The organism is Roseateles sp. P5_E11 (assembly GCF_054049355.1).
The window spans coordinates 1-2,689 of sequence record NZ_JBFUMO010000694.1; the positions used below are offsets into that span (position 1 = coordinate 1).

The window sequence follows — 2,689 nt, forward strand, 5'->3', positions numbered from 1 at the left end:
GAACTGGGTCGAGCCCATCGCGTTGAGGCTGTCCGTCGTCAGGTGGCTCAACTGGGCCGTCGTCAGCACGGCGACCTGGGCGGTGGAGAGCTTGTTGAACTGGTCGGACGACAAGCTGTTSAGGTCGTCCGTGTTCAGCGTGCGGACCTGGTCGGTGGTCAGGGCATTGATCTGGCCCGAGCTCAGGGCACGCAACTGGTCGCTGGTCAGGCCGTCCAGCTGGGTGCTGGTGAGCGCCCGCAGGGCGACCGTCGTCAGTGACTTCATGTCGGCCGCATCGATGGCGGACAACTGATCAGTGTTCAGCTGGGCGACCTGGGCCGAGCTCAGCACGGCCACCTGGGCAGTGTCCAGGGCCGTCATGTCACCAGCCGTCAGGCCTCGCACCTGGGCCGTGGTCAGCGCGGCGATCTGGCCGGTCGTCAAAGCGCCCACCTCGTCGGAGGTGAGGGTCTGGATCTGATCGGAACTCAGGCCGCGCAGCGCCACCGTCGTGATGGCGCGCAGATCGGCGCTCTCCATCTTGGGCAGTTGATCGGAGGTCAGCGAACCGACCTGCAGGGAGGACAGAGCGGCGAACTGGGCCGAGCCCATCGCGTTCAGGCCATCCGTCGTCAGGTGGCTGAGCTGGCTGGTCGTCAGCGACTGCACCTGTGCCGTGCTGAACTTGTTGAACTGGTCCGACGTCAGGGTGTTGAGGTCGTCGGTGTTCAAGGTGCTGACCTGGGCGGTGGTCAGCGCGAGGATCTGGCTGGAAGACAGGGCGCGCAGCTGGTCGCTGGTGAGACCGTCCAGCTGGGTGCTGGTCAGGGCGCGCAGCGCGGCCGTGGACAGGAACTTGATGTCCGTCGCTTCCAGGGCCGACAGCTGGTCCGTGGAGAAACCCTTGGCCTGCGTCGAAGTCAGGGCGCCGACCTGGGCGGTGGTCAGCGCCACCATGTCGGCGGCATTGAAGCCCTGCAACTGCGCGGTGCTCAGCTGCAGAATCTGGCCGGTGCTCAGGGCCTGCAGCTGGTCGGTCGTCAGGACGCCGATCTGGTCGGAATTGAAGCCGCCGATGGAGGCGGTCGAAATGGCGCGCAGGTCCTCGGTCTGGAAAGCGCGCAGTTGGTCGCTGCTCAAGACAGAAAGGCCGCTGGAGGTGATCACAGCGGCCTGTACGGTGGTCAGCGCAATCAGCTGGTCGGTGCTGAAGGCGGCCCAGTCTTCGGTCGTGAAATCCCGGATCGACGTGGTCGTGAGGCCAGGGATCTTGGAGACCGGAATGAAGGGGACGATGCTTGCCATGGTTGTACCTGCTGTGCTGACGGCCACGCCCTCATGGAGGTGGCGGCTTGCAACCCGGGGCAGCCGGCCAATGCCGTGGCACGGCCGTATCCCTAGATTTCAAGTGCTTCGATCGGTTATCGGGCCGGCCCCGCTTGACTTGAGGAACAAAGTCTCAAATCGGCCGGAATCAACCCGAACCGAGGCCGCCGCCCACGGCCCGAACACCCGGACCGGGGGTGGTTTTCCCAGTAATTGCCATGCTAGTAAGGACTTAGCGAAGCCACACGCCGATAAGCGCGGGCTTTCGGTGGCAGTTCACGCACCGCCCGTCTGCCTTCACAAAGCTGTCTGGGTGGCGCTCAGTCCGTTACAAAAATGGGCCGTGACAAGCTGCCTGCAGGCTTGCGCATCGCGCGCAAGCAGCGCTTGGACGATGGCGCGGTGTTCCTCCAGCGACTCCGCCAGCCGTCCCTCCCGGAACAGCGAATGGTGGCGATTGAGCTTCATCAGCCGCCGCAAGTCACCGACGATCTGCAGCCGCCAGCGGTTGCCGTCGATCTCCAGCACACGCAGGTGGAAGCGTTCGTTGGCGGCGAAGAAGGCGTCCCGGTCGGGCAACGCCTCCTCCAGCGCGCGATGCAGTTCGCCGAGTTCGTTCAACTCGGCATCCGTCGCCCGGACACAGATTTCGGCGGCGGCGTCACTTTCTAGAAGGGAGAGCAGTTGGTAGGCTTCCCTGACGTCCCKCTCGCTCATCTCCGTCACATAGGCGCCGCGCCGAAGCTTCATCGTCACCAGGCCCTCGGAGGCCAGCACCTTCAGCGCCTCGCGCATGGGCGTGCGGCTGATACCCAGCTCGGCGCAGAGCTTGAGCTCGTCGATCCACGACCCCGGCTCCAGCTCCCGCGCCAGGATCTGCTGGCGAAGGCGGTCGGCCACCTGCTCATACAGAGCCGAGGCGGCGAGGGGGGCGTGGTCGAGGGAACCGGGCATGGCGGCCGAGTGTAGCGATTCTGAATTCATAATTATGAATAATCAGTCGGCTAAGATGCCGGCCCAGTTACAGGAGAGTTTCGATGTCGGACGACAGCCGCGCCGGGGACGCCCCGGAGTTCAAGACTGCCACGCTGGAGCAATGGACCAAGGCCGCCGCCAAGTCCGCCCCGGGCGGTGACGTGGCGGCACTGAACTGGGTGACGCCCGAGGGGTTGACGGTCAAGCCGCTCTACACCGCGGCCGATGTGGCCGACCTGCCGCACGCTGACACGCTGCCCGGCTTCGAGCCCTTCCTGCGCGGCCCGCAGGCGACGATGTACGCCGCCCGGCCCTGGACGATCCGCCAGTACGCGGGCTTCTCCACCGCCGAGGAGAGCAATGCCTTTTATAGAAAGGCACTCGCCGCCGGCGGCCAGGGCGTGTC

General features: G+C 65.5%; 2 protein-coding genes and 1 pseudogene. 1 reads left to right on the forward strand and 2 read right to left on the reverse strand.

Going from position 1 to position 2,689, the window contains the following annotated elements; genetic code table 11:
- Positions 1-1,287 (reverse strand): annotated as a pseudogene (locus ACXJKR_RS29275) (hypothetical protein); the annotation flags it as partial.
- 318 nt (positions 1,288-1,605) lie between these two features.
- Positions 1,606-2,262 carry a GntR family transcriptional regulator gene (locus ACXJKR_RS29280; protein WP_457325842.1) on the reverse strand — a complete coding sequence of 219 codons (657 nt, stop codon included), beginning with the start codon at positions 2,260-2,262 and terminating at the stop codon, positions 1,606-1,608.
- 83 nt (positions 2,263-2,345) lie between these two features.
- Here ACXJKR_RS29280 and ACXJKR_RS29285 point away from each other — a divergent pair.
- On the forward strand, positions 2,346-2,689 hold a 344-nt coding region (locus ACXJKR_RS29285), incomplete at its 3' end, for a methylmalonyl-CoA mutase family protein (protein ID WP_457325843.1).